Raw genomic sequence first — 24,415 nt, 5'->3', positions numbered from 1 at the left:
GCCCCGGCGGTGTGGGACCTTTGGCCCTGCTGCACCCGGCCTGCACCGGCGGATAGTAACCATCATGGAGCACCTGAGCAGCTTGGACGCCGGTTTTCTGAAGGCCGAGGACGCTGATTCTCGGGTGAGCCTGGCCATCGGAGGTCTCGCGCTCATCGAAGGCCCGGCCCCCGAGCAGGACGCATTGCTTTCGTCGTTCAGCGAACGCATCCGCGGTTGTCCGCGGTTCGGGCAACGGCTGCGGTTGCACACGCTGGATCTCGGCGCACCTGAGTGGGTGGTGGATCCTGACTTCGACATCGAGCGGCACATACGGCGCGTCGCGCTACCGCATCCCGGTGGCGACCGGGAGCTGTTTCGGTTGATCGCCGATGTGATGGCGCGGCGGCTGGACCGCGATCGGCCGCTGTGGGAGGTCTGGGTCATCGAGGGACTCGCCGACGAGCGCTGGGCGATGCTGACCAAGCTGCACCATTGCATGGCCGACGGCATTGCGGCCACGCACCTGCTGAGCGGGTTGTGTGATGACGGCGTGGGCGGCCACAGTTTCGCCCACAGCGCCGTCCGCGCTAGGGAAAAGCCTTCCGCCCCAAGGACAACACTGATCGGTGGATTGTTGAACACCTCGGCCGCGCTGACCGCGGGGATCGTCCGCGCCGTGCAGGGCGCGAGTGAGATCGCGGCAGGCTTGTTGAGGCCGGCTGCGTCGTCGCTCAACGGACCGCTGTCGGATCTGCGCCGGTACAGCGGGGCGCGGGTGGCCATGGCCGACATCGACCTGATTTGCCGGACGTTCGACGTGACTGTCAATGATGTTGCGCTGGCGGCGATTACCGAAAGCTACCGCAACCTCATGATCGAACGCGGCCTGAAGCCGGTGCGCGATTCGCTGCGCACGCTGGTACCGGTTTCGGTTCGGTCGGCCGACGCGTTCGACAAGACCGACAACCGGGTGTCGTTGATGCTGCCGAATCTGCCGGTGGACGAAGAGAATCCGGTGCAGCGGCTGCGGACCGTGCATGACCGGTTGGGCCGGGCCAAGGCCAGCGGCCAGCGGCAGGCGGGAAACCTGTTTGTGTCCTTGGCAAATCGTATTCCCTTTGCGCTAAGCGCGTGGACGGTCGGATTACTGATGCGGTTGCCGCAACGAGGCGTGGTGACAGTGGCGACGAACGTGCCGGGACCGTCCCGGCCGCTTCGGGTCATGGGCAGGAACGTCGTCGGGCTCTACCCCGTCCCGCCCCTGGCCATGGACCTGCGGACCGGCGTGGCGATGCTCAGTTACGCCGACCACCTGTTCTTCGGAATCCTTGCCGACTACGACGTGGTGGCCGACGTCGACCAACTGGCTCGCGGCATCGAAGCCGCGGTGGCGCGTCTGGTGGCAATCAGCAAGCGCCGCAGGAATCCTCCCAGCCGCGGGCCGCTGTCACTGGTCGTGTGAAAGGCGCGGACCCGAACCGCTATGACGCCGTCTCGTTGCGATCGGGCTCCGGGCCGAACTCGAACCGGCGGCCGGTGACGTCGGTCGGGGTCACCCGCACGTAATTGGGCTTGTTCGTTGCCGTCCACGGATATAGCCCGGCGCGGTCGGCTTTTTCGATGTCGGCCTCGGACTTCAACAGTTGGGCGCGACCGCGCACGATCACGCTCCAGCCCTCGACGACGTTGTGGTCGTCGGCCTCGAAGAGCACGGTGCGATTGGCGACCGCAGAGAACAGTTTGGTGCCTTCGGCAGTCCGGAACAGCACGGTGCGGTCCTGCGCCACGTAGTTGACGGGGAAGATTTCCGGCTCGCCGGCAAAGTTGGTCACCAGCCGACCGAGCGAGGCGGTGCCCAGCAGGTCCCAGCTTTCGCTCTCGGACAGGATGGTGAATGGCTCGTCGGTCATCGGCTCAGCCTTTCGGGTGACGAGTGGCGGATTTCCAGGACGGCAGCCAGCGGACGGCGCGGTGTCGGTGCCGGTCGGGGCTCCATCATGGGGGATACCCCGACGCGGATGAGCAGTTGCGGCTCGCCGCGCCCCCCGATCAGTTCACGCACGATGGCGCGACTCTGGGACGATTCGATCAGGTGGGTCAAGGTGCAGGTCGCCATTCCGGTCATGGTGCACTCCAATAGCACCGTCGAGAGTACTTCGCCGCACTGCAGCACATCGGCTCTCGTGTCCTGCGGTGTCGACAGAATCAGAATCGTCGACCAGTCGGCGGCGATCTCCGGACGCCGGTCCCGGTGGTCCCGGACCGGAAATTCCCGCGCGACATCGACCCGTCGGCGCTCGGTCTCGGATGGCAGGGCGGTTGCCGGCATTCCCTGCGCAAGCGTGAACTGTGAAGTCCACCAATCGAGTTCGGCGTGATATGTGGTGTCGTCGCGACGAAGTGCCGCGCTGAGCCGCGACGCCTGCACCAGGCGGTCGCGGTCCTGGTCGGCCAGGACGTCGAGCGCAACGGCGTCGTCGGCGAGAACGCTGCGCAGTACCGGTTCGAAATCGGCCCAGTTTCTGGGGGCGTCGAAGGGCAGCCGATCGGTGCGGCGGTGCAGAATTGCCGCCGCCCGGGTGTGCTGCGCCGGGGTGACGTGATCGAGCGGACTGAAATGCATCGTCGCCACATGCGCAGGGTCGTTCGGGTTCGGAAAGCGGGCGACGCCGGTGCGCCAACCCGCAGCGGTCATCGCGACGCGGAAATGGTCAAGTGCGCTGCCGCAGCTGAGGAGGGCTTGGCGGCCCGAAGGGTCGGCGGCCGGCACCGTCCGGTTGCGATCGGCGAAGAGGTGGACCGCCCCGTCCTCGACGACCCATCGCCAGGGTTGGCTATTGTGCACCGACGGCGCCCGGCAGGCCAGCTGGACTGCGTTTCTGACGACTTCGAGGTCCACCATGACGACGTTACGGCTGACACTTTCGGACCGGTAGGGACCTTGGTCATAATCACCAGCGGTACCAACAGTTTTCAGGCATTCCGACGCGGATCGCCGCGGCGGTCGCCGGCCGGAGCCGACGAACCTGAATGACTCCGCTTGCAATGTCGTGCCCACCTGGCATTCTGAACGGATGGCAGGCAAGGAGATCGATCCGATTCGGGCCAAGAGTGCGCTGGCCGTGATCAGGCAGAACCCGGGGATCGTCCTGTTCGCGGTGTCGCCGCTGATCGGCGTGGTGGCCGTCGTCTGGTACCTGCTCGGTGCCGGCTGGGGTATCGCGTTGGCGCTGGCGCTGCTGGTCGGCGGCGGTGCCTTCGTCATGCTCAAGCGCTGACGAGTCCGGCATGCGTTCGTGGTGGGGGTGGGGCACACTCGAGCAGGCCCTCACCGATCAGGAGACCAAGGACCTGGTGGCTCGGATGGCGGCCATGCTGCCCGGACAGGATCTGACGGACCACCGTCCGCCGGATCCGGCCGCACTCGGGCTGCCCGGGCCCCGGATCACCCCGCCCGCGACGTTGAGCGCGCTGTGTTCGGCGCATCTCATCGACCGGGTGGGCCACGCGCGCGGCAAGGCGTTTCGGGACGTGGCGCGCAACCTGCAGGGCACCATCGATCATGTCCCCGATCTGATCGTGCGGCCGCGACGCGAGCAGGACGTGATCGACGTACTGGATTGGTGTGGGCGGGAAGGGATTTCGGTCATACCCTACGGCGGAGGCAGCTCGGTGGTGGGAGGCGTCGAGCCGCGCTTCGAGGGGCCCGCCGTCACCCTCGATATCAGCGCGATGAGCGCCGTGGTCGAGGTCGACGCCGTCAGCCGCGCCGCCCGAATCCAGGCCGGCGCGCTCGGCCCGTGGATCGAAGACCAACTCCGCCGCCACGATCTGACGCTGCGGCACTTTCCGCAGTCGTTCGCCTTCTCCAGCCTCGGCGGCTGGCTGGCCACCCGCGCCGGCGGGCATTTCGCCACGCTGTACACCCACATCGACGACCTCACCGAATCGGTGCGGGTGGTCACCCCCACCGGGATCAGCGAATCGCGGCGGCTACCGGGGTCCGGGGCGGGCCCGTCCCCGGACCGGCTGTTCATCGGCTCCGAGGGCACCCTCGGCGTCATCACCGAAGCCTGGATGCGGTTGCAGAACCGGCGCCGCTGGCAGGTCACCGCGTCGGTCGCGTTCGACCACTGGGCCGGCGCGGTCGCTGCGACCCGGTCAGTCGCGCAAGCCGGGCTCTTCCCGGCGAACTGTCGGCTACTGGATCCCGCCGAAGCGTTCCTCAACGCGGGCACGTCGGTCAGCGGCGGGCTTCTGGTGCTGGCTTTCGAATCCGCGGATCACCCGATCGACCCGTGGCTCACCCGGGCGCTGGAGATCGCCGCCGAATACGGCGGCACGGTGATTTCGCGCCGGAGCCGCGACTCCGACGGCGACAAGTCCAGCGAGACGGCCGACGCCTCGGAGTCCTGGCGTTCGGCGTTCTTGCGGATGCCGTATCAACGCGACGCCATGGCACGCCGCGGCGTCATCGCTGAAACCTTCGAAACCGCCTGCACCTGGGATGGATTCGACGCTCTGCATGCCGCGGTCACCGACGCCGCCCGGGCCGCGATCAGCCGGGTCTGCGGCACCGGAGTGGTGACCTGCCGGTTCACCCACGTCTACCCTGACGGACCGGCGCCGTACTACGGCATCTATGCGGGCGGCCGGTGGGGATCGCTGGACGCGCAGTGGGACGAGATGAAAGCCGCTGTGTCCGAGGCGATCAGCGCCACCGGAGGCACCATCACCCACCACCACGCGGTCGGTCGCGATCACCGGCCGTGGTACGACCGGCAACGTCCCGGCCCGTTCGCCGCGGCGCTACGTGCGGTGAAGCACACGCTGGACCCGGCGGGCATCCTCAACCCCGGAGTGCTGGTGGGATAGCGATCAGCCGTGCCCGATGTGCAGCAGTTTGGCGAGGTTGGCCAGTTTCACCCGCGGACGCCCGTGCGGTTCGCCCGCCGACCGCTCGAACTGGTCGATGAGATCCCAGTGGGCTGAGGTGACCACTTTCGGTTGGCGTTCGAGCAACCAGTCGGCGAGCTTGTCGGCATGGTCCTCGGGCCGTTCGGCAGCCCTGGCTTCGGCCAGGTCGGCCAGCACCGTGTCGACGGTGTCCTGGGAGTCGGACTTGTTGGTCCCGATCACCCCGGTGGGGCCGCGCTTGATCCAGCCGACGACGTACTCGTTGCGGCTGCCGTCGATCCGGCCGTCGCTGTGCGGGATGGTGCCCCGCTTCTCGTCGAACGGCAAACCGGGCGTCGGCTTGCCGCGGTAGCCGACCGAGCGCACCACCAGTTGCACCGGCAGTTCCTCGCGCTCGCCGGTGTCCTTGGCCGACACCCAGCCGTTGTCGTCGGTGACCAATTCGTTGCGGCCCAGGACGATTCGCTCGACGCGTTCGTCGCCCTTGATCTCGATCGGAGATGTCAAGAAGCGGAACACAATTCGCCGGTGGCCCGGTCGCGGCTCCCGCTGCGCGTAGTCCCGCAGCACTTTGATGTTCTGCTTGGTCGTCTTGCCTGCGGCCTCGGCGGCCTCGTCGGTGATGTCGGCGAACTGGGCGGGGTCCACGATCACGTCGACCCCGTCGAGCTCACCCAACTCGCGCAACTCCAGCGTGGTGAACGCCGTCTGGAGCGGACCGCGGCGCCCGATGACGACCACCTCTTCCACACCGCGCGGTCGCAGCGATTCCAGCGCGTGGTCGGCGATGTCGGTCTGTCCCAGCACGTCGGGGTCGGTGACCAGGATGCGGGCGACGTCGATCGCAACGTTGCCGTTGCCGATCACGACGGCCCGGGCGCCGGACAGGTTCGGTGTCTTCTCCTCGAAATGCGGGTGGGCGTTGTACCAGCCGACGAAGTCGACGGCGGAGATGCTGCCGGGCAGATCCTCGCCGGGGATGTTCAACGGTTTGTCCGACTGCGCGCCAACGGCGTAGATCACCGCGTCGTACTGCTCGGCGAGCTCACTTGCGTGCACGTGCTCGCCGACCACCACGTTGCCGAAAAAACGGAAACGCGGATCACCGGCGATCTTCTCGAACTGTTTGCTGATCGATTTGATCTTGGGGTGGTCGGGGGCGACGCCGGACCGCACCAGGCCCCACGGGGTGGGCAGCATCTCGAGCATGTCGACCGCGACAGTGAGGTCGTCGGACGCGTCGGCGGCCTTGAGCAGGGATGCGGCGGCAAAGAAACCCGACGGACCGGAGCCGACGATCGCAACATGATGGGAACGCATGTCGTGCCTTCTGTTCGTGCTCGACTGCACGCGAGGGCCGGCGTCACAGTCGTGCGTTGCACTGATGGTCTCCTGATGCTAGACGGTGCTGCCGGTAACGTGGGCGCCTGTGGAACTTGACCGTCAAGCAGAAATCGCCGCTCTGGACTCCACCCTCACCACGGTGGAACGGGTGCTCGATGTGGACGGTCTGAAGAGCCGGATCGAAAAGCTCGAAAAGGAAGCGTCCGACCCCAATCTGTGGGATGACCAGGCGCGCGCGCAGAAAGTCACCAGTGAGCTGTCGCACACCCAGGGTGAGCTGCGCCGGATCGAAGAGTTGCGGCAACGCCTCGACGACCTGCCGGTGCTGTACGAACTGGCCACCGAAGAAGAGGGAGCCGAGGGCGATTCCGCGCTCGCCGAAGCCGACGCCGAGCTCAAGGCGTTGCGCGCCGACATCGAAGCCACCGAAGTGCGTACTTTGCTGTCCGGCGAGTACGACGAACGTGAGGCCTTGGTCACAATTCGCTCCGGAGCGGGCGGGGTCGACGCCGCCGACTGGGCCGAGATGCTGATGCGGATGTACATCCGGTGGGCTGAACAGCACAAATACGGCGTTGAGGTGTTCGACACGTCCTACGCCGAGGAGGCCGGGATCAAGAGCGCGACCTTCGCCGTGCACGCACCGTTCGCCTACGGCACTCTCTCGGTCGAACAGGGCACCCACCGTCTGGTGCGCATCAGTCCGTTCGACAACCAAAGTCGACGTCAGACGTCTTTCGCGGAGGTGGAGGTGCTCCCGGTGGTGGAGACCACCGACCACATCGAAATCCCCGAAGGCGACCTGCGGGTCGACGTCTACCGGTCCAGCGGGCCGGGCGGGCAATCGGTCAACACCACCGACTCGGCGGTTCGACTCACCCACATCCCAACCGGTATCGTCGTCACTTGCCAGAACGAGAAGTCGCAACTGCAGAACAAAGTTTCGGCGTTACGAGTGCTTCAGGCAAAGTTGTTGGAGCGCAAGCGTTCCGAAGAACGCGCGGAGCTGGACGCCCTGAAAGGTGACGGCGGCAGCTCCTGGGGAAACCAGATGCGGTCCTATGTACTGCACCCATATCAGATGGTCAAGGATCTGCGCACCGAGTTCGAAGTGGGCAATCCTGCGGCTGTCTTGGACGGAGACATCGACGGGTTCCTGGAAGCAGGGATCCGCTGGCGTAACAGAAAAGATGACGACTAATACAACGGCTATTTCTTTGAGGCTCGCCGATGCGGCGCAGCGCTGGCACGACTTCTGGCGCGGTCAGATCGGCGAATGGATCATCACCCGGGGCCTGCGGATCGCCATGCTGGTGATCGCGGCCATACTCGCCGCGCGGTTGGTGCAGTGGGTCGCCCAGCGGGTGACCAGCCAACTCGACGAGGGCTTCGCCGAAAGCGACGCCCTGGTCCGCTCGGAGGCAACCAAACACCGCCAGGCGGTCGCATCGGTGATCTCCTGGGTGTCGATCGTGCTGATCTCGATCGTGGTGATCGTGCAGATCGGCAGCGTGCTGCAGTTCTCGGTGGGCGGATTGATCGCGCCGGCGACAGTGGTGGGCGCCGCGCTGGGCTTCGGGGCCCAGCAGCTGGTCAAGGACCTGCTCTCGGGCTTCTTCATCATTGTCGAGAAGCAGTACGGGTTCGGTGACCTGGTGTCGCTGACGGTCTCGGGGATCGCCGCCGAGGCCCGCGGCACCGTGGAGAACGTGACCTTGCGGGTCACCCGGCTGCGCTCCTCGGACGGGGAGCTTTTCACCATTCCCAACGGTTCGATCGTCAAGACGATCAACCTGTCCAAGGACTGGGCGCGCGCGGTAGTCGACATCCCCGTCTCGACCAGCGCCGACCTCAACCGGGTCAACGAAGTCCTGCATCAGGAGTGCGAGCGGGCACTCGAGAACCCGCATCTGGGCGACCTGCTGCTGGACGCGCCGACGGTGATGGGTGTCGAGAGCATCGAACTCAGCACCGTCACACTGCGGCTGGTGGCCCGCACCCTGCCGGGCAAGCAGTTCGAGGCCGGCCGCCAGTTGCGGGTGCTGGTCATCCGGGCACTGGCCAAGGCGGGCATCGTGACGGCGGCCGATGCCACCGTGGGCGTCGTCGACGACGGCGGTGTCGCCGATCCCGAGGCCGGTGAGGGAACCGACCTGGACAAGTCCGCGGGTCAGGTGACGCGCCGATGAAACTCGAACTGAACCTGCTGAACAAGCGGAGGGAACCGGGGGAGCGTCGGGCGCCGAGTCACCTGTTCGGTGGTCGCGTCCGCACGTCGACCATCGTCTTGATGGTGGCGTTCCTGGCCATCTGGTGGGCCTACGAGACGTACCGCCCGCAGGAGCAGGCGCCGAGCCCCGCCCCGTCGTCGCAAATGGTACCGCCGGGTTACGTGCCGGACCCCGACTACACCTGGGTGCCGCGCACCAGGGTGGAGCAGCCGCAGCGCACGCTGACGCCGACACCCACCACCACCACGACGACGACGCCGCCGCCACCGCCGCCGACGACGACCACGACGACGACCACGCCGTTGATCCAGTTGCCGTGCATCCCGCCGTTCTGCACGCCGACGTCGACGCCCAGTCCGATTCCGTCAGCGCCACCGCAGCAACCGGGACCCGTCCCGCCGGCGCCGGCTCGCTGATTCTCGCGGCCCGGCGAGACACCCCGCTACACTGGCGTGCCGTGATGATCACCCTGGAACATGTCACCAAGCAGTACAAATCGTCGGCGCGTCCAGCCTTGGACGACGTCAACGTCCAGATCGACAAGGGTGAGTTCGTGTTCCTCATCGGTCCGTCCGGGTCGGGCAAGTCGACGTTCATGCGGCTGCTGCTGGCGGCGGAGACACCCTCGTCCGGGGACATCCGGGTCTCGAAGTTCCACGTCAACAAGCTCAGCGGCCGTAACGTTCCGAAGCTGCGTCAGGTGATGGGCTGCGTGTTCCAGGATTTCCGGTTGCTGCAACAGAAGACCGTGTACGACAACGTCGCCTTTGCGCTGGAGGTCATCGGCAGACGCACTGACACGATCAACAAAGTGGTGCCCGACGTGCTTGAGACGGTCGGACTGTCGGGCAAGGCCAACCGGCTGCCGCACGAGTTGTCCGGCGGCGAGCAGCAGCGGGTGGCGATTGCGCGGGCGTACGTCAACAAGCCGCTGGTGCTGCTGGCCGACGAGCCCACCGGGAACCTCGACCCCGACACCAGTAAGGACATCATGGATCTGTTGGAGCGGATCAACCGCAACGGGACGACGGTGTTGATGGCGACACACGACCACCACATCGTCGACGCGATGCGGCAGCGGGTGGTCGAGTTGTCACTGGGCAGGCTGGTTCGTGACGAACAGCGCGGCGTCTACGGGATGGATCGCTAAGTGCGCTTCGGATTCCTATTCAACGAGGTCCTGACCGGCCTGCGTCGCAACGTCACCATGACGATCGCGATGATCCTGACCACCGCCATCTCGATCGGGCTGTTCGGCGGCGGACTGCTGGTGGTGCGGCTGGCCGACAATTCGCGGGCCATCTATCTCGATCGCGTCGAGACGCAGGTTTTTTTGACCAATGACATCTCGGCCAACGACACGAGCTGTACCGGCGATCTGTGCAAGGCGCTGCGAAACAAGATCGAGACCCGGCAGGACGTCAAGTCGGTGCGCTTCGTCAACCAGCAGACCGCCTACGACGACGCGATGCGCAGGTTCCCGGAGTTCAAGGATGTCGCCGACAAGGACTCCTTCCCGGCCTCGTTCATCGTCAAGCTGTACAGCCCCGAGCAGCACAGAGACTTCGTCGCCGCCATAGAGGGGCAGCCCGGCGTGCGGGACACCCTCAACCAGAAACAGCTGATCGACCGGCTGTTCGCCGTGCTGGACGGTCTGAGCAAGGCGGCGTTCGCCGTCGCACTGGTCCAGGCGGTCGGGGCGATCCTGCTGATCGCCAACATGGTTCAGGTCGCCGCCTTCACCAGGCGCACCGAGATCGGCATCATGCGACTCGTCGGAGCCAGCCGCTGGTACACCCAACTGCCGTTCCTGGTGGAGGCCATGCTGGCCGCGACGATCGGCGTGGTGATCGCCATCCTCGGCCTGATCGGCGTGCGGACCTTCTTCCTGGAAGGGGCGTTGAGCCAGTTCTATGAAGCCCATCTGATCGCCAAGGTCGACTACGCCGACATCCTCTACATCGCGCCGTGGTTGTTCCTGGTCGGCGTGGCGATGGCCGGCTTGACCGCCTATGCCACGCTGCGGCTCTACGTCCGGCGGTAGCCGTGGCCAACAAGCCCCAGTCCAAGCGACGCGCAGACGGCAAACAAATCATCGCCAGCAATCGCAAGGCCCGGCACAACTATTCAATCCTCGAAGTGTTCGAGGCCGGGGTGGCGCTGCAGGGCACCGAAGTCAAGAGTCTGCGCGAGGGGCATGCCTCATTGGTCGATGCATTCGCCACCGTTGACGACGGCGAGATCTGGTTGCGCAACGTACACATTCCCGAATACCGGAACGGCAGCTGGACCAATCACGCACCGCGGCGCAACCGCAAGCTGCTGTTGCACCGTCGGGAAATCGACGGGCTGATCGGCAAGATCAGGGAAGGCAACTACGCCCTGGTGCCGCTGTCGATGTATTTCTACGAAGGCAAAGTCAAGGTCGAACTGGCGCTGGGCCGCGGCAAGCAGGCGCACGACAAGCGTCAGGATCTGGCCCGTCGTGACGCGCAGCGGGAAGTGGTCCGGGAGTTGGGCCGTCGGGCCAAAGGCATGGCCTGAGCGGTTCCGGCACGTCTAGGATCCGAGGAATGGCCGACCGCCCCGTGACCGTGCTCGACAAAACCACAGTGCTGGCGGGCCTTTTCGCCGTGTGGGACGACATCGACGCGCTTGCCGACGGTCTCTCCGAGGCGCAGTGGGAGACCCCGAGCGCGCTGACCGGCTGGGACGTCAAAGCGGTGGTGTCGCACATCATCGGCACCGAGTGCTTCCTGCAGGGCATCAGCCCGCCGGAGCCCGATATCGACGTCAAGTCACTCGATCATGTGCGCAACGACATCGGCGTGATGAACGAGTGTTGGGTGCGCAGTCTCAGCAAGGAATCCGGCGCCGAGGTGCTCCGCCGATTCCGGGAGGTGACCAACACCCGGCGCAACGTGCTCGCCGACCTGTCCGACGCCGACTGGCAGGCGGTGCTGCCCACGCCGGCGGGCATGGACAGTTACGGACGGTTCATGCGGATCCGGGTCTTCGACTGCTGGATGCACGAGCAGGACATCCGGATCGGGTTGGACCGGCCGTCGTCCGACGCGCAACTGGACGGCCCCGCGGCACGGTTGTCACTCGACGAGATGGCGGCGAGTATGGGGTTCGTGGTCGGCAAACTGGCCAAGGCGCCGGAGGGGTCGCGGGTGCTGTTCGAGCTGACCGGCCCGCTGGCGCGTTCGGTTCGGGTCAGCGTCGACGGCCGCGCGCAGGTGGTCGACGACTTCGGTGGTGCGGAGCCGACGGTGACGCTGCGGCTGGATGCGCTGCAATTCACCCGGCTCGGCGGTGGGCGTCCGTTGTGTCCATCGCGCGATCAGGAGATCGAGTTCAGTGGCGACCGTGAGGTCGCGCAGCGCATCGTTGAGCGAATGAATTTCGTTATCTGACACCGCGATTCGCCTCGCGAATGGCCTGCGCCGGGCCGGCAATGCGACATAGGTCACATCTGTCGAATAGATGTGGTCAACCCAGCCGCGCCGGGTAGCCGACTGCAAGGAAGCTTTGGCTATTCAATCGCTGGGAGGCGAATCTCAAATGACTGCACCAGATTTGACCAGACTGCTCGCGCAGCTGCGTACACTGCTCGACCTGACCAACACCGAAATCCAGATCGCGGAAACTCGCGTGGCACAAGCACGTACGGACGCGGTGCGCCGCGAACTCGCACAGAACGCCGAGAACGGGCGCAAGCGGGCCGAAGCCCTCGAGTCCGCGGTACGGGATCTCGGCGGCTACCCAGACGTCATCGCGCCCCTGCTGGGCCGCGCCACCGCGCTGGTGAAGGCGCTGACCGAACAGGCTGAGCCGTTCGACGAAGCGCTGCTCGGTGACCTGGCCCTGGAGGACCAGCTACTGGACCGCGCCCGCTACACCAAGGCACTGGCGATCGCCGCGAAGCGCAAGGACATCGAGGAACTGGCGGAACGGCTGATTACCGCTCACTCGGCGACGGTGGACTGGTTGACGACGGTGCTGGCCGAAGACGCGCTCGGTGGGCCTGCGGCCCTCCGGCGCACCCCGACGCAGATGGCAGCGGGGGCGGCGGTCCGGTGGGTCAACCTGCCGGTCTCCTGGTCGGCTCGCGGTCTGGAGCGGGCCGTCGACGCGCTGCGCAACCGGGGTCTGACGCTGAACGACCTGGTCAAGCGGACCGGGAACGCGGGCGAGATCGCCGCAAAAGCGCTGTCCGCCTCGCAAAGCGCGGCACTGAAGGCCGCCGAGCGGGTGACCCGCTCGGAGGGGGCCGACGAAGCCGCGGACGCCGTGCATTCGGGACGCGCCGCGGCGGGGGTTCTGGACGCGAGTGAGTTGCCCGTCGAGAACTACGACGAGCTCAACGTGGGCGATGCCGTAACGGCGATCAAGGATCTGACCGAGGCCGGTGACGTGCGCGTGGTGCTGGCTTACGAGGAGGCGCACAAGAACCGGCAGGGCGTGGTCTCGGCCGCGCAGACGCGCGTTGCCGCAATCGCGAAAGAGGCCGTCGGCATCAGCTGACCTGCTTTCTACACTCCGAGTACCCCCGAGACCAGCAATGATCGGGGGTACTCGGCTTGTCGGGGGCCGCATCGTCCAGGTTGCTTCGTGATCCGATCGGAAACAAAATCGCGTTGCCGCTAGTTCTAACCGGCGTACCATGGGAAGTCCTGCCGGAGACCCGGCAGGGATGTTCGAAGTTAACAAGACAAGGGGCTGAACGGTTTCGACTTCGCGCATCGAATCAAGGGAAGCGTGCCGGTGCAGGCAAGAGACCACCGTAAGCGTCGTTGCAACCAATTAAGCGCCGAGTCACATCAGCGCGACTACGCTCTCGCTGCCTAAGCGACAGCTAGTCTGTCGGACCGGGAACGCCCTCGACCCGGACCCCGGCATCAGCTAGAGGGATCCACCGATGAGTTCGGTCGCGGGACTCATCGGGACACCAACAGCGACTGGGATCGTCATCCTGGCTAGTTCGCGTGACCAGGAGATCCGAGCAGAGGCATAGCGGACTGCGCACGGAGAAGCCTTGAGGGAATGCCGTAGGACCCGGGTTCGATTCCCGGCAGCTCCACTGGGAAAGTGCAGGTCGTAGCTAAAGATGATTGGCTGATCGCCTCGACGTCAAGCTCTGGGTCAAGATCGCGAGTGTATGCTGCCGGTTCATGGCCTCGATCCGCATCCGTCAGCGCAAGGATGGCAGTAGCTACACCAGCGTTCTCTACGTGCATTGCGGCAAGCAGACCAGCAGCAGTTTCAACGATTACGCTGAGGCGCTCAGATTCCAAGATGTGTGCAATCGGCTGGGCCCGGCAGAGGCATTGCGAATCTGGGAAGCCGTTACGCCTAGCGACGGTCACACGGTCAAAAGCTTCATCGACAGCCACTTAGGGGCGCTGTCGGGGGTAGAGAAGAAAACTCTAGCCGAATACCGTCGATACCTTAACCGCGACATTGAGCCAGTACTCGGCCATATTCCGCTGCAGACCTTGGCGCGCACCGACCTCAGTCGTTGGGTGAACAAGCTGCATGCCGATGGAATTAGCGGCAAGACGATACAGAACAAACTCGGATTCTTAAGTGGTTGCCTCAACGCTGCTGTACGGGAGGGGCTGATGCCCGCCAACCCTGCCACCGGCATCAGGCTCCCGCGTACCGTCCCACGCGAGATGGTGTTCTTGAGCAGTGACGAGTTCCAACTGCTGAAGGCATCTTTCACCGAGCGCTGGCACCCGTTCCTTGACTTCCTGGTCGCCAGTGGCTGCCGGTTCTCGGAAGCAACCGCGTTGGCGCCTGCCGATGTTGACCGCGTCAATGGCACTGTGCGGATCACCCGAGCCTGGAAGCGCACACCGGGTAACGGTGAGGCCAAGTACGAGCTGGGACAGCCGAAGACTCGACGGTCGATCAGGACGATCAACGTCCCGGCCTCCGTGCTGGACAAGCTGGACTATAGCGCCCTATGGCTCTTCACTAACTCAGAAGGCGGACCTATTCGCCTGTACAGCTGGCGATCCAATGTATGGGTGCCGTCCTTGGCGAAGGCTACAAGCGAGGACGAGAGAAAAGCCAACAAGGTGCTGCTATCGAAACGCCCGCGCATCCACGACCTTCGGCACTCGTGCGCGAGCTGGCTGCTAGGTGCTGGCGTCCCGTTGATCATTGTCAGCGCCCACCTCGGTCACGAAAACACGGCCACCACGGCCCGCATTTATGGCCACCTCGACCGCACAGCCGGGCAGGCGGCAGCTGCTGCTATGGCCACGATCATGATTTAGGCACTGCCCGACTGGTCCGAAAGGCCGGATCGCACGGCCAAGCGCGGTCAGCCCTATTCGGGCTATGTACAGGGGCGGGGAAGCTTAAGTGACGATCGAAACTGAATCGAGAGGATTGGCCCGAAACGGGGGGTAGGATAGAGCCGTGCTTCGGGCGCTGGATCGGCAGCGGGGCGTTCGAGGGTCACTCCGATAGAGAGCGACGGCTGCACGGCAACGACAGCAGGCACCGGCCATCAAAGCCAATGGTCGGTTTCGTTCTGTAGGAGTGCTGCCCCGTGTCCACTACACCATCGCTTTTTTTAACCCTCGATCAGGCAGCTGCCTATCTCGGCTGCACGCCGAAGTGGCTTGCTGATCAGCTTCGTGCTCGCCGGTTTCCTGCCCACAAGGTTGCCAGGAAATGGATGCTGTCCGACGACGATCTTAAGGAGATCGTCCTCCGCTGCGCGATGGCATCCAGGCTTGCACCGCCCGCTGATGTCGCTGGTTCCGCAGTCCCGCAAGTCAGTTCGATGACGAAGACGACTGCTCGACGGATGCGGCGGGCTGAACACTAATGTCCGAAAACGTGCGCCCTGAACAAGATCCGCCGATCTGGTGCAATGCGAGTAGTTCCCGAGCGCGGCGTCAGGCCGAATTGTGAATGACGAACTGAGGGCGACCATGTTGCCGTCCACGCCCGCCGGTTCATCCCCCCACCCGGAACACGGTACGGCACGCGATACGGGCCCTGGTTTGGAGACGGGTTTCGGTCCACTGCGGCGTCACATAGAGCAGCGGCGCGCCGGTGGACAATCGACGACAAAGAAGTCGGTTGAGTGCCAGCACGATCCAGGCCGACCCATCAGCACTACCCTGTTGTCTCACCGCATCCCGAAATACGTCGACGATGCCATCGCTTCACCCACTGACTGGGAAGGCGCCGGGCAGGACCAGCGCCTGCTGTTCAGGCGTTTACAGCGCGACGTGGCATACCCATTGGTGCTACGCGGGTTCTCCGCCGAGGAGTTCCTGAACTTCATGCCCGCCTACACACCTCCGCCAAGTAAGGAGGGTCAACGACGCAATGTCCTTTGGGAGGAGTTGACTCATCGGGGGCGGCGTATCCGGCACCCTCAGCAGTACGAACCGATGGTGGTGAAGGCTTTCAAGTACGCGCATGAGGCGCTCGGGCAGGGTTTTATTCCCGACGAGGATCAGCCCGAATATATTGCGGCCCTGACCGACATGTGGAGGGGACTGTTGGCGGCGGGACAAATCGCTCTGTCTCCCTTGGAGGCTGGCGTATTGGACTATGTTATGCACCAGATGCACGCCCGCAGTTTCCTTAACGTCACCTGCCCGCTCCGAGATGTAGCAGCAACGTTAGGGGTGAATTATCTGCGCGTGCGGAGGGCGCTCCAACGCCTATCTGATGATGGGGTTCTTGTCTGCCGCAGCAGGGGCAACGCGCAAAGACGCAAAGCGGGAATTTATTGCTTGGCACCGCGTCTCCCCGCTGAGCGCACGGTCGCAATACAGGAAAAATCTTCTTCCTACGGGACTGCCCTGACCTTATTGCATCAGAAACCGCAGGTCAACACCGATTTTGGTGGAGAAGGCCACATGAAACATACCAATTCCCTTCGGGTTTCGTGTTCTCCTACTTCCCCTTCGTGCTCGAAGCCTGCTGCTTCCTCCGGGAGTATGGGTATGTTTCAACGGTTTTCGGGTGAGGGGGTTCATTCCGTCAACACCGATGGCCTCGACTTTCCGAAAGAGCTGCTGATAGAAGGACCCGCTGCGATCGAGAGTTACTACGCGCGACTGTGGGGGGCGTGGGCGGTGTTGTGGCCAGGACGCTGGCCCAAGGCTCCTCACCTGCCGCAGACAGAGTTGGTAGTTATGGAGTCTGAGGACGCTGCCCGAAATTGGGTGGGGGCCGCGCTGATTCACCTGGGGCGAGGCAAGCGTTTATCGAACGTCTTGTTGGATGCCCACGCGGGGCTTCAGCTTTGGTTGGGCAGCCAGATTGAGCTTCACGAATGGAGACAACGGTTGAATAGAGTGCAGAGTCCATAGACTTCAGAAGTCCCGAAGACGTACCTTCCGCGATGCACTTGAGGGTCGGAGTTGAAAAAGGTCGCATACGAAAGGATCGAACCACGCTGCCGCGTTTGCCGGGAGCCAGCGGTGCGCCGCCTGGTAAACAATCTGCTGCGTTGGCGCGGAACGCCAATTATCAACGCTGACGGTCTCGTTCACGTGGTCAACTACTCGGATATCTTGCGCAGTCTAGAGCCACACAACAGGACTCTTGTTGCGAGAGAACGCATCACCTACGACAGCCTGTGGGTGCATTCGAAGAGGCACTACGACAATTGCAGCGCATCCATTTCGTGGCGAGCCCACTGGGATGAGGTGTTGAAGGAGGCATTCGCACTTCCAATGCTGATACAAATTAGCCACAAGAACACTGTCACCAAGTACGAAGGTTTCGGTAGTGGCGAGACCTCTCCCCGCAGCAGCTAGCCTTTGGCTCGCGGGGGAGGCGGCCACTTACTTGTCTCTGCCACCATCCGACATCCCGCGACTAGTCCTGCACCTAGACATAGGCGCCTGCTCGACTCACCCACGTGGTAAGCCCGATGGGGCACCACACTCCGAAGCTCAGAAGCTCCGAACCGAGTGGTCAGATGCCTGTGGTATTTGGGACGTCAGGGCACAAATCGCGCAGGGCGAAGTGCACCAACGTTCCGGCCTCCGCATAGCTCGTCGGAACACCGCGAGAATCAAGATCCTTCACCAACGCATCACGAGCAGCGTCAGGGGTCAGTCCAATCTTGCCGATCTCGAAGCACATCTGCCGACCCTCGATGAGCAGGTCCGAGTCAGACAACGCCGGATGGACTACCCCTGGCGACGTGAGGTCTGCCAGGAACCGATTGTCGTCCGCGAATGCAGATGGCGCGAATGCGATCGCGGTGATTCCGAGGCCGACCAGAAACGCGAAGAATCTTCCCGAATCGCTAACCCGACGGCCTGTTCGCCAGTCGCGAGCTACAGGCACGCCGTTATCCATCGTTGGCGTGTCGACCTTCGAGGTCCGGTGTTGTGAGTAGAGCTTCAACGTGCAAAATCTCCTTTGATCCAGAAATCTCATCGGGACGAGGTGATCGCGAAACCGAACTGCCTTAGTGGCGCCAAGGACGCTCCGGTCCAATCTGCCGTAGCGTAGAAGAGCACCGCCGCGCCGCCGATGGTTCCTATCGTCGTTGCGCCCATTAAGCCGATGATTGCCGCTCTCTGTTGTGCCGCACTGAGAGACTGATACTGAAGAATCCATATCGCTCCGTAACGTTCACTATCGATTTCAGCGTCGGGGAAGATGCTGATCCGGGAAGTGCACAGAGCGGAATCTGTTGTGCCCCGGAGCAGAGCCATGCTTTTCTCACTCGGGCGACGATAGGAATCTTGCTGACACACCGCCGCAACGGGCGCCGACTTGCTCAAACCACCCGCAGTGACGGTGCGCGAGCTGTGCATCTGCACCCCGACAACCACGAGTAGGGCGACGACGAATAGGGCAATCGACGCAAGGCCTATCAGCTTCGCGTTATTGCGCCGTGGCAGTTGAAGCGGGTAGCGGTATGGAGTCTGCGGTGGATGGTGCGGGTGCGGGTGCAGGTAGGGCGTCGTCGATGACGAGAATATTGGCGGAGGACTTATCTGAGAGACGGGTCGAGGCGTCTGCGCCCCACCCATCGAGCCTGGCGATTGCCCCTGATGGGCTGGTCCATGTTCAGCGTTCAACGCACGACACCGCATGGACCATCAGTGAAGATGGGCCGGCCGTTAGCCTTCGTGGCGTGAATCATCTGATCCGCCTCATCGCGTTGTAATAGCCCATGGGGACGTATCACGGTACGCAAAAACCGAAGAAGGATTCAAGGTATTGGGATTCATAGTCTCTGGATTCATAGAGTTGGCCCTTATCTCCTTGGATAATGCCCGCACCGTCGCAGTCACCGGTTTCTCCGGCGACTCGCGAGTTCGGCCTTCGGGTAGCTGCTCGACGACATGAGCTTGGTTTGAGTCAGGAAAAGGCCTCGGAACTCGTTGGCCTGCACTGGACCTACCTTGGCCAGGTTGAACGTGGGCGACGAAACATTAGTCTGCACAACATCTTGAAGATCGCCCACGGCTTAGGGACCGACGCGGGCGAGTTGGTCAGTGGATTGCCGATGCTGGCCGATTGAACGCTTTCACCAGCAATGGGGCGGCCGCTGCAGTAGTTCGCGGAGAGGTGGCCCGAATACGGCGACGCCGCCAGATTGACGTGACCACGGACGTGCCGCCTTCGTCGTCTTGTCGGTTCGATGATTAGCCCCGGCGGGGCCATCGGGGTTCGGGCAGATTGCGAGAACCGGTGCAGTCGCGACCGATCAGTGTCAGTGGCTTGGTGTATTGATAGGCCACGGCACGATAAATTGATTGGAGACCGCAATGGGATTCGACGCCCACGTTCTAAAAGTGTTGATTGCGTCTCCCAGCGATACGGGTCGTGAGCGCGATGCGATCGAGAAGGCGTTACATGGTTGGAACAGCTCGCGAGCCGAGCGCGAGCAGATACAGTTGGCGCCTTGGCGCTGGGAGACGCATGCGATACCCGAACTCGGCGGGACGGCGCAGGACATCATCGATCGCCAAGCGGTCAAGACGTGTGACGTGGTAATTGCGGTTTTCAATGCCCGACTCGGGACCGCTACTGCCGACGCGGTGTCGGGTACAGCGCACGAGATCATCGAGGCACACCGAGCGGGTAAACCTGTCCACGTTTACTTCTCAACCGAGCCGTTCCCGCGAGACACGAAGCCGGACGAAATTCAGCGACTCAACGATTTCAAAGACCAGTTGCGTGGCGAAGGGCTGCTGGGCGAGTATGCGGGTATCGAGGACCTGCAGTTCAGAGTGCGCGATGCGATTGAACGCGATGTGGCTAGGATGGATCTCGGTCAGGTGATTATCCGAAGCGCCAAGGCTGACCAGGCGCGGAAAATCATGAGTTATCGAACCTCTGTAAGCGTTGTCGGCAAGGGCATGTGGAGGGTCCAAGTCTGCAATCACAGCGTTGGCCCCATCACTCGACTCAGCGTCGATGTGTCGGCAGTGGATGCGAACGGTAACCAGGTTGATGGTGTGCGCCCCTCCAAAGATGTCATATCGATGGATGAGGTCTTTAGCCGAATAATCGGCGACGGCTTGGCGAGTGGCTTCAGTCGAATGATTGGTCAGGGGTCGGCGAGAATGCTCGGCAACTCTGTTGCTTCGCAAGCGAGGCCAGCCTTGAACGATGCGTTGGTCGGGCACGTGGCCGATGGGTTTCCTTCCGGGCTCGCTCCCGACCAGTCAGCGATCGTCCTGTATGTCTTGCCCCCCGGCACAACGCCTTCTGTGGTCATGAAGTTCAACGACGAGGCTGGGAATGGCTGGTCCCGGACCAACGACGGGGACCCACAGCGCCTGACTTCATCGGCATAGTCGTTTGGGCTTTGAAATACGGGATCCACAATCGATGGCGGCCCGGATCAATCCGGTCCGAACTGGGGTGCGTCGGCGCTCCCGCCCTATGTCAAACTTCGGCAACTAGTCCACATCACAGTGGGGGTGTAGTGAGCGCACAAGCACCATCCGTCTTTGACTGGTTGCCCGCCGGGCTGGCGCCCGTCGCCCTTCGCCTAGCCCGTGCCGACGAACTTGAGTACCAGCTCGGCTGGGAATGCTTGAACTGGTCGCTTCACGCCCTCGACCTAGAGCAAGTTAAGAGAGCTGATGGTCTGCTCGACGTGGTAGTACACGCTGTGCGACCGATACCGCCAGTCGCGGCGATGCTGTTCAGTGAAATCGTGAACCACCTCCGAGCGGCAATTGACAATGTCATGTTCTATGTCGTGGAAGCCCTCGGCGGTCCACTCACCCCATCCGCAGCAGCTCAGGTAGCAATGCCAATCCAAGAGTCGGCGATCAATCTGCAGAACTGGTCGACTCGACGAAAGAAGAAAGTGCCTGGATTTGACACCGGAAAGAGCTTTAACGACGCATCGAGAGTCTTCAGCCATATAACAGCCTTGCGGTGGTAACCGCGATCTCACCCTTTGTGGGTAAACAAGACCTGCATGGCGTGCACCCGCTAACGCTGCTGCAGGGCTACTCCAACGCGGATAAACACAGGGCCATTCGTCTGACGTCCGGACGCACCATCCCCTTCCGCAGAAGCCCAGGCAAGTACGACATCACGATGCACCAAGTAGACGCGGGATTCGTCATCGCTGAGGGGCTTCCTACGAGCTCAAGGGAAGTGGACGCGACTTCCGCCGTGCATGTGCAGAGGCCTGATGGCTCGGTGTGGGTACCTCCCGGTGCTGAACTGGCTCAGATCCATAACTTTGTCTCCGATATCGCTATTCCGACTTTGATTAGCGGCGGTCCTGCATCGCCGGATATACCCCGTAAAGTCATCCTCGATGACACAGGTGTTTCGATCACTGAAGGATCGAGACAGGTGGCGCCAAGTCTGCCCATCAGCGTGTCGGCGAGGAGGCCGTTAAGAAGGCGCAAGAACTGGATGCCGAACCCCCTCCGACCCTCGCGCCGCCGCGCAAGGCTGGCAGTGAATCCAGCTAGAAGCGGGGACTTTTGGGTGGCGCAAGAAGCCTAGAACACCACTATTGAAGTATGCGCCCACCTTGGGCCGACGACACGGCTGACCCGACACGCCGGTAGGTGTCGGTGGCGGCGGGGACGATGGATGCATGTCACCGGTAGACAACGTGTGGGCCGACGCCAGTGAGCAAGGCCTCGCCTACGGATTCGCCCTGGTCGAACACCACCTGCGCGATAACGCCAGCAACTGGGGTAAGCGAGCACTGCTGTTACCTCACATGTCGGCGCGCAGGGAGCGCTATCACCAGAACTACAGCTCCAACAGTAATGTCGGTAGCGCACGCGGTAAGCCTCCTGAGCGAGGCGGACCGGTGTTAGCCGTCGACCCGCCGCTGAAGCTGTTGGAACTCGGCCTGCGACTCGCTGATGGGCAACTGTTCGGCGCGGCGACGGCTCACCCGCACGAGCTGATCGGCTGGGCAGCGGCTACGAAGGCTATTGACCTCACGACCGGCCAACGGCACCCGGGCGTGCCGCCCGAGATCGAAGAGGCGCTGCAAGACTTGCATGACGCCGGGTACAACGGCTATGCGCGACAACGCGAATGGTTCTTCGCCGCCAACTACTTTCCACCTATAGACATACTGATGGACGCGGGATATGACGTCGACTTCGTCAAGAGCTACCTTGTCGTGCTTGGGAAGTCAGCGGACAGCGTCCAGCGGATCGACAAGTTATACGTTCCGCCCTCGCAGCGGCCGCGCCCCGCGCGATGACCCTAAACCCTGAGCGCTCAGCGAAAATGAGTGACGCGCATTGATGTCAGCTGGGACGATGGCCGAATGAAGCCCACTATGCGGTGAATATTTGATTTCGACCTCGCCACCTGTGCCATCCCAATATCTTGAGCCAGTGGAAGGGACACCGTTCGGTCGCTACCGGCTCATCGAGTTACTGGGCCGTGGCGGTATGGGCGAAGTATGGCGCGGTCTCGACACGGACACGGACCGTATCGTCGCTCTAAAGCTGTTGCCCGCTGCGCTGGCAACTGATCCCACCTTCGTGCAGCGGTTTCGACGCGAGGCGTACGCCGCTGCGAAATTGAACAACCCTCATATCATCCCGATCCATAATTACGGTGAGATCGACGGCCGACTGTATGTCGACATGCGACTTGTGGAGGGCCGTGATCTACAGGAACTGCTGAGCGAAGGACCACTTGTGCCGTCGCGAGCGGTAGGGATCGTGGAACAGGTTGCGAAGGCCTTAAACAGCGCGCACAAGTCTGGTGTAGTGCACCGCGATGTCAAGCCCTCCAACATCCTGGTTGACGAGGACGACTTTGCGTACTTAATTGACTTCGGTATTGCACGTGCTGCGGATGCGACCGACCTAACTGGTACGGGCGCAACCCTCGGCACTTGGGCCTATATGGCCCCCGAGCGCTTCCGAATGGGGGGCGCTGACGCCAAGGTGGACGTCTACGCCCTCGCGTGTGTCCTCCATCAATGCCTAACTGGTAATTCAGCGTTCCCAGGTACGAGCCTGCCGGAGCAGATGCACGCGCATATTTATCTCGATCGGCCACGTCCCAGTCATCAACGTCCCGGTTTACCAACAGGATTCGACGAAGTAATCGCTCGTGGTATGGCGATAGACCCCGACAAAAGGTACGCCACAACCACCAAGCTGGCCGCTGCGGCCCGCGATGTCATCACCGTGACCGTCCCGTTGACCAATACGACACCGGCCCCTGGCAAACCTTCGTCCGTCGGAATTACGAAGTCGAACTCTTCCAAGGCGGACCCTGCGAAGCCGAGCACTGCCAAGAGCCGCGCGAACACGGCCGTGCCGAATGCCAGCCCCGCCACAGGTCCCTCGAAAGCGAGCAAGGCCAGTCCTTCCAAGGGTCCGCGCAAGGCAACCCCGACGCAGGGGCGCAGACCAGCATTTCCGCCCGACGAAGCACGGAAGTTTGCGCCCGGACCGACCAGGACCTCAGCAGGGGCATCAAGCAAGACCTGGTCGCAAGTCAAGCGGCCAAGGGACTTCTCCTCAGATAAACCGGCCAACGCAGCCGCTAAGTCCAGCAATGCTAGGTCGAGATTTCTCCAACGGATTGCACTCATAGCGGCCACGATTGCTGCCGTCGCGGCACTCACATGGGCGGACTCGCAAGAAGATCACCCAGACAAGCCCGCGCATACAACTACTTCTGCGCCGGTGAGTACAGCGTCGCCAGCACTCCCTGCGGGCAGCCCCGCCATCGCGAAGACCGATGTGCAGACGACTATTGCCATTTCTGGCAATCAGCTCGTCAGTGGCTTTCGCGAGGTATATAACTCGCCTGATAGGCGTCTGTCATTGTGCGGCGAGCCCTCGCCCGCAGCCGTGACAGCGGATGTCTACCTCTGTGAGCCATACGCGGAAGGCGCGAGCGTGTGCTGGACGGCAGCGCCCACGTCAATCTTGTGCCTCGATGACCCATGGTCCAAAGGACTGCGTCGATACACCTACACGACACCGCTTCATCAGGTCTATCCCGAGGACAACCCAAAGCCTTATGCGTTACTACTGGACGACGGCACCCGGTGTCGTCTAATGGTTGGAGGTACACGCTGGGTTCGCCCTGATGGCTACCGACAGGCCTACAGCTGCGGCATAAAGATGGGTTCAGACCTGTCGGTCATGGTGCCCTCTGACTCGAACCCGATAAACCGATCTTCACCACTATGGACGGTTATGGTCGGCGTGAACGATTCGGCGTTAGAGACCCATTCAGTTGCTACAGCCTGGTTCGCTGGCGCTGAAGGTGATGGCTGACATCACGCACGCAACTGAGGAACGGTTGTCTTCGCGGCTTCTGGCCATGGTGCGGACTAAGAACTTGGGCCTTCGGGAGTGCAGTACCTGCGTTCTATCGCGATTAAACGCGGTAATGCTCGCTCGTAAGCAACAGGGCGGGACCTGCTGGCGCCTCAAATGGTCGTTGCAGGACCGAGCAAG

Annotated in this window: 23 protein-coding genes and 1 other RNA gene; 20 read left to right on the top strand and 4 right to left on the bottom strand. The window is 63.0% G+C overall.

The genetic code is table 11. From position 1 onward, the window contains the following. Nucleotides 1-64 precede the first annotated feature (64 nt). On the top strand, nucleotides 65-1,444 hold the full coding sequence (locus AC5Y6Y_RS08525) for a WS/DGAT/MGAT family O-acyltransferase (protein WP_473139130.1): 1,380 nt from the start codon (nucleotides 65-67) through the stop codon (nucleotides 1,442-1,444). A 19-nt stretch (nucleotides 1,445-1,463) separates the two neighbouring features. On the opposite strand, the gene AC5Y6Y_RS08520 is transcribed toward AC5Y6Y_RS08525, so the two are convergent. Together AC5Y6Y_RS08520 and AC5Y6Y_RS08515 are read right to left on the bottom strand one after the other, a co-directional pair. Next, on the bottom strand, nucleotides 1,464-1,892 hold the full coding sequence (locus AC5Y6Y_RS08520; RefSeq protein ID WP_473139129.1) for a pyridoxamine 5'-phosphate oxidase family protein: 429 nt from the start codon (nucleotides 1,890-1,892) through the stop codon (nucleotides 1,464-1,466). After that, nucleotides 1,889-2,884: an Acg family FMN-binding oxidoreductase gene (locus AC5Y6Y_RS08515; RefSeq protein WP_463827642.1), complete on the bottom strand. Its 996-nt coding sequence runs from the start codon at nucleotides 2,882-2,884 to the stop codon at nucleotides 1,889-1,891. The genes AC5Y6Y_RS08520 and AC5Y6Y_RS08515 overlap by 4 nt, the downstream gene beginning before the upstream one ends. Before the next feature lie 172 nt (nucleotides 2,885-3,056). Between AC5Y6Y_RS08515 and AC5Y6Y_RS08510 the strand changes: the two genes are divergently transcribed. Together AC5Y6Y_RS08510 and AC5Y6Y_RS08505 are read left to right on the top strand one after the other, a co-directional pair. Beyond that, nucleotides 3,057-3,260, top strand: a complete 204-nt coding sequence (locus AC5Y6Y_RS08510) for a hypothetical protein (RefSeq protein ID WP_463827643.1) — start codon at nucleotides 3,057-3,059, stop codon at nucleotides 3,258-3,260. Nucleotides 3,261-3,270: 10 nt separating this feature from the next. After that, nucleotides 3,271-4,857: an FAD-binding oxidoreductase gene (locus tag AC5Y6Y_RS08505; RefSeq protein WP_463827644.1), complete on the top strand. Its 1,587-nt coding sequence runs from the start codon at nucleotides 3,271-3,273 to the stop codon at nucleotides 4,855-4,857. Nucleotides 4,858-4,860: 3 nt separating this feature from the next. Here the strand turns inward: AC5Y6Y_RS08505 and AC5Y6Y_RS08500 are convergent, their stop codons facing one another. Beyond that, nucleotides 4,861-6,219, bottom strand: coding sequence for an FAD-dependent oxidoreductase (locus AC5Y6Y_RS08500; protein ID WP_473139128.1), 1,359 nt, complete (start codon nucleotides 6,217-6,219; stop codon nucleotides 4,861-4,863). A 109-nt stretch (nucleotides 6,220-6,328) separates the two neighbouring features. Here AC5Y6Y_RS08500 and prfB point away from each other — a divergent pair, with 109 nt between their 5' ends. From prfB to AC5Y6Y_RS08440, 12 genes are all read left to right on the top strand, one after another. Further along, nucleotides 6,329-7,444, top strand: a complete 1,116-nt coding sequence (prfB, locus tag AC5Y6Y_RS08495) for a peptide chain release factor 2 (protein WP_463827646.1) — start codon at nucleotides 6,329-6,331, stop codon at nucleotides 7,442-7,444. Next, a complete protein-coding gene (locus AC5Y6Y_RS08490) occupies nucleotides 7,434-8,432 on the top strand; it encodes a mechanosensitive ion channel family protein (RefSeq protein ID WP_473139127.1) in 999 nt (332 codons plus the stop codon). The genes prfB and AC5Y6Y_RS08490 overlap by 11 nt, the downstream gene beginning before the upstream one ends. Then, complete coding sequence (locus tag AC5Y6Y_RS08485; protein WP_463827648.1) at nucleotides 8,429-8,890, top strand: Rv3103c family proline-rich protein; 462 nt, start codon at nucleotides 8,429-8,431, stop codon at nucleotides 8,888-8,890. Before AC5Y6Y_RS08490 ends, AC5Y6Y_RS08485 begins: the two co-directional genes overlap by 4 nt. Before the next feature lie 44 nt (nucleotides 8,891-8,934). Further along, nucleotides 8,935-9,624, top strand: coding sequence for a cell division ATP-binding protein FtsE (gene ftsE / locus AC5Y6Y_RS08480; RefSeq protein ID WP_463827788.1), 690 nt, complete (start codon nucleotides 8,935-8,937; stop codon nucleotides 9,622-9,624). Further along, nucleotides 9,625-10,518 (top strand): permease-like cell division protein FtsX, encoded by an 894-nt coding sequence (gene ftsX / locus AC5Y6Y_RS08475; protein WP_463827649.1) that lies wholly within the window; start codon nucleotides 9,625-9,627, stop codon nucleotides 10,516-10,518. A gap of 2 nt (nucleotides 10,519-10,520) precedes the next feature. Next, on the top strand, nucleotides 10,521-11,018 hold the full coding sequence (gene smpB / locus AC5Y6Y_RS08470) for an SsrA-binding protein SmpB (RefSeq protein WP_463827650.1): 498 nt from the start codon (nucleotides 10,521-10,523) through the stop codon (nucleotides 11,016-11,018). A gap of 29 nt (nucleotides 11,019-11,047) precedes the next feature. Beyond that, nucleotides 11,048-11,893 (top strand): maleylpyruvate isomerase family mycothiol-dependent enzyme, encoded by an 846-nt coding sequence (locus AC5Y6Y_RS08465; RefSeq protein WP_473139126.1) that lies wholly within the window; start codon nucleotides 11,048-11,050, stop codon nucleotides 11,891-11,893. Nucleotides 11,894-12,041: 148 nt separating this feature from the next. After that, entirely contained in the window at nucleotides 12,042-13,004 is a 963-nt protein-coding gene (locus tag AC5Y6Y_RS08460) for a ferritin-like domain-containing protein (RefSeq protein WP_463827652.1), read from the top strand. A 191-nt stretch (nucleotides 13,005-13,195) separates the two neighbouring features. Continuing rightward, nucleotides 13,196-13,563, top strand: a transfer-messenger RNA (tmRNA) gene (gene ssrA / locus AC5Y6Y_RS08455). A gap of 88 nt (nucleotides 13,564-13,651) precedes the next feature. Next, nucleotides 13,652-14,764, top strand: a complete 1,113-nt coding sequence (locus tag AC5Y6Y_RS08450; RefSeq protein WP_473139125.1) for a tyrosine-type recombinase/integrase — start codon at nucleotides 13,652-13,654, stop codon at nucleotides 14,762-14,764. Nucleotides 14,765-15,042: 278 nt separating this feature from the next. Next, on the top strand, nucleotides 15,043-15,324 hold the full coding sequence (locus AC5Y6Y_RS08445; RefSeq protein ID WP_473139124.1) for a helix-turn-helix domain-containing protein: 282 nt from the start codon (nucleotides 15,043-15,045) through the stop codon (nucleotides 15,322-15,324). Between the two features lie 178 nt (nucleotides 15,325-15,502). Continuing rightward, entirely contained in the window at nucleotides 15,503-16,828 is a 1,326-nt protein-coding gene (locus AC5Y6Y_RS08440) for a hypothetical protein (protein WP_473139123.1), read from the top strand. A 610-nt stretch (nucleotides 16,829-17,438) separates the two neighbouring features. On the opposite strand, the gene AC5Y6Y_RS08435 is transcribed toward AC5Y6Y_RS08440, so the two are convergent. Further along, nucleotides 17,439-17,876, bottom strand: a complete 438-nt coding sequence (locus AC5Y6Y_RS08435) for a DUF732 domain-containing protein (protein ID WP_473139122.1) — start codon at nucleotides 17,874-17,876, stop codon at nucleotides 17,439-17,441. Nucleotides 17,877-18,753: 877 nt separating this feature from the next. Between AC5Y6Y_RS08435 and AC5Y6Y_RS08430 the strand changes: the two genes are divergently transcribed. The 5 genes from AC5Y6Y_RS08430 (at nucleotide 18,754) to AC5Y6Y_RS08410 (ending at nucleotide 24,232) form a co-directional block, all read left to right on the top strand. Next, nucleotides 18,754-19,005 carry a helix-turn-helix domain-containing protein gene (locus tag AC5Y6Y_RS08430; RefSeq protein ID WP_473139121.1) on the top strand — a complete coding sequence of 84 codons (252 nt, stop codon included), beginning with the start codon at nucleotides 18,754-18,756 and terminating at the stop codon, nucleotides 19,003-19,005. A 247-nt stretch (nucleotides 19,006-19,252) separates the two neighbouring features. Next, on the top strand, nucleotides 19,253-20,287 hold the full coding sequence (locus AC5Y6Y_RS08425) for a DUF4062 domain-containing protein (protein ID WP_473139120.1): 1,035 nt from the start codon (nucleotides 19,253-19,255) through the stop codon (nucleotides 20,285-20,287). A gap of 131 nt (nucleotides 20,288-20,418) precedes the next feature. Continuing rightward, nucleotides 20,419-20,886: a hypothetical protein gene (locus AC5Y6Y_RS08420; RefSeq protein WP_473139119.1), complete on the top strand. Its 468-nt coding sequence runs from the start codon at nucleotides 20,419-20,421 to the stop codon at nucleotides 20,884-20,886. Between the two features lie 690 nt (nucleotides 20,887-21,576). Further along, on the top strand, nucleotides 21,577-22,185 hold the full coding sequence (locus AC5Y6Y_RS08415) for a hypothetical protein (RefSeq protein ID WP_473139118.1): 609 nt from the start codon (nucleotides 21,577-21,579) through the stop codon (nucleotides 22,183-22,185). Between the two features lie 136 nt (nucleotides 22,186-22,321). Continuing rightward, nucleotides 22,322-24,232, top strand: coding sequence for a serine/threonine-protein kinase (locus tag AC5Y6Y_RS08410; RefSeq protein WP_473139117.1), 1,911 nt, complete (start codon nucleotides 22,322-22,324; stop codon nucleotides 24,230-24,232). Nucleotides 24,233-24,415: the final 183 nt, after the last annotated feature.

It is taken from the genome of Mycobacterium sp. NGS24 (assembly GCF_059813065.1).
The sequence above is the reverse complement of the archived record's forward strand: the minus strand, read 5'-3'. Positions and strand labels throughout refer to the sequence as shown.